Source organism: Okeania sp. SIO2F4 (assembly GCF_010672385.1).
Classification (GTDB): domain Bacteria; phylum Cyanobacteriota; class Cyanobacteriia; order Cyanobacteriales; family Microcoleaceae; genus Trichodesmium.
Map to the genome: position 1 here is coordinate 1 of NZ_JAAHGT010001089.1, position 2,952 is coordinate 2,952.

General features: G+C 33.1%; 3 protein-coding genes. All 3 read right to left on the minus strand.

What is annotated here, in order from left to right:
* Positions 1-513: 513 nt before the first annotated feature.
* Complete coding sequence (locus tag F6K22_RS37390) at positions 514-1,425, minus strand: hypothetical protein (protein ID WP_293109838.1); 912 nt, start codon at positions 1,423-1,425, stop codon at positions 514-516.
* Between the two features lie 433 nt (positions 1,426-1,858).
* Positions 1,859-2,074, minus strand: a complete 216-nt coding sequence (locus F6K22_RS37395; protein ID WP_293109839.1) for a hypothetical protein — start codon at positions 2,072-2,074, stop codon at positions 1,859-1,861.
* Between the two features lie 414 nt (positions 2,075-2,488).
* The coding region (locus F6K22_RS37400; protein ID WP_293109841.1) for a peroxidase family protein at positions 2,489-2,952 on the minus strand (464 nt) is incomplete at its 5' end.

Here is a 2,952-nt window from a genome sequence, read left to right on the forward strand (position 1 = left end):
AGTTTTTCCTGGATATTTCAACAGAACCAAAATTCGACTTCTACATCTATGAAATATCTAATTCTAACTTTGAGATTTTGTCTTAGGAGTTAGGAGTTATAAGTTAGGAGAATTATAGAGGAGGTAGAAGAAAAAGAAGAAAAAATTGTCAGAGTGATTTTTCTGGGTTGAGTTTTTCCGGGATATTTCAACAGAACCAAAATCCGACTTCTACATCTATGAAATATCTAATTCTCAGCTTGAGATTTTGTCTTAAGAGTTAGGAGTTATAAGTTAGGAGAATTATAGAGGAGGTAGAAGAAAAAATTGTCAGAGTGATTTTTCTGGGTTGAGTTTTTCCGGGATATTTCAACAGAATCAAAATTCGACTTCTACATCTATGAAATATCTAATTCTCAAGTTGAGATTTTGTCTTAGGAGTTAGGAAAAATTGTCAGAGTGATTTTTCTGGGTGAAGTTTTTCCGGGATATTTTGAGAGAACTAAAATCAGACTTCTACATCTATAAAAATATCTAATTCTCAGGTTGAGATTTTGTCTGACGTAACTCTTGTTGTAAATCTTTCATAAATTCCAGAAAAAAATCTTTAAATACACAAGCTCTTTCTGAACTTCCAGTGCTAAAAGTAAAATTTATATCCTGGGTTTCAATAGCAGCTTTTCCAATTTTCAAGATAAAAACTGTTTTTCCTGGAATTGTAGGAGATGATAATAATCCATCAAAATTTGATTCCTTCACAGCTATTCGTGGTGCTTGAGGAGTCAAAGGATTAGATGTAAATATTTCTTCTACTGATTTATCTAGGTTATTTTTTAACGTTCTTAATCCACCTGTTGTTGCTTGCACAACCTCCCCAATATTATGTCCGACATCTAAAATATGAACATCATTGGGAAGATTTTTTGCACAGTAATTCATCAGTTGATTCTGTGCTTTTCTACCAGCTATATATTTCCACGGCAAGATAGCTTCGCCTAAACTTTGTACTGTATTTTTGGCAGTTTTAGTAATAGGTAGAGGAATCTCTTTCTCAAAAAATCTTTGATTAACTATTTGCACCATTTCATAAGCAAGAACTTCATCTTCTGTATTTTTATTTAACAGTTCAGCAATTCTTTTGACATCTGCTTCACTATAACTTTTTGCCACTTTCTCCTCAAGATATGCTCGTCTTTGTTGATAAGTAGGATTAGAGGTTGACTCGAAAGGACAAAACCATAAATCACGCTCTCGATCGTGAAATTTAGTAGCTCTAAAATAAATTTTTGCCCACCAAGGTAAAGAAGCAGTATCGTATGTGTGTAAACGGTCTACATCTCCTGAAGTTTCAATTTTCTTTATTTGCTCTGAATCAGAAATTATAATGATGTCTAGTAAAAATGGAATTTTCACTCTAAATGGATTAAAGCTGATAATATCTAACATTTTTTCTGTTTCCTAAATATAGGTTTTATTGCTTTTCTAATAGCTAGTTAATTAGTTATCAGATTCCTAATTTGGTATGATACTAAATTAGATTTATAGAGTATTCTTTTTTGTAGATGGGGAGTAGGGGAAATGGTTAGAGAGGATTTTTAACAAAGTACCTTTTGATCGCCGGATTTGGTATGACTATTATTAAAATTAACAAGCTAGGGAGAATTAATTTTACTAATTATCGTTAATACCTATTCTCAATCAAGTTTTTTAACACAGAGTTATTAAGTCAAATTTATTAATCTAAAATCAACTCTCCTATCGCACTTGAAAATTGCCTTATACCAATTCCCATGCATTATTGCTATACTTCGTCAAAACTTCAGTTATTGGCGTTGCTGAATCAAGGGATGAATCTTTTTTAAACAGGTAAATCTCATTCTTAATACTTCATGCTTCTTTTTTGTCCAAGCATACAATTCATCCCAGAAATATACAACGCATCTCCTTCTATTCCTCTTTCTTCTTCTTTCTTCCCTCCTGACTCCTGAGGACTGACTGCTAAGTAATTAAGGTTAATATCATACACGAGCTTCAGCAACACCCAATTATTAAGTAATAAGTAAGCTTCAAGAAAGTTTTTAACGATTCTAGACATTAAGCAAAAGTATCTTAATTCGGTGAAACCCTACTCCCTAACTCCTAATCCCTATTCTCAAGAATATGTAGCAAGACTTTTAAGAAATGGTAAGCTGTTGTGCATTTAAAATACCTAGAGAGTTGTGTGTTTAATTAGGGTTTGCTGAAAAAGTCTTATGAGTGAGGGGAGGAGTCAGGATAAATGGGAATTATAGAGGAGGTATCAGATATTTTGCCCCTCGGTTTTTCTGTGCTTGTCTACCCAAAATGCTAACTTTTTGAGCATTTTTAGACTTAAAAAAGCGCAGTTTTTTCGACCTAAAAAGGCTAAGATATTTATCTATAAATGCTTTGATATTTAATCAGCAAGCCCTAATTAAAATGATAACCCTTATAACTTCCGACTTCTGACTTGTGACTTCTAACTTCGTTATTATATACCCACCTTTCGCCAAGGTGCAAAAGCATTTTCTACACCAAATAAAGCCGGACTTAAACTAGGATAATGCCGACGTAAAACAGTCAACATATTGTTATTATCAATCCAATCTAAACCAAATTGAGTATAAATTTCAGCTCGATAATCTTCAGTAAAGAAGCGATCGCTTTTTAACCTTCGAGAAGCCATAAGAATAAACACACGAAAAGCAGTATCACTAAAACCAAATCCCTTGGGAGGATTTTCCGCAAACATACCCACCATTAAATCTACACTATCAATATTATTCTGATAAACTTCTCGTAATTCTTTCACCCATTTTTCATTATCAGTAATCTCTTCAAAAGATTTTACTCGTCCACGACCAATCAATTCTCTAAAATCATTATAACGAGGAACACCCCGCTCCCGGTCTCTTAAAATATCCACAGCAGCTAAATCAAAAACTTCACCATTAT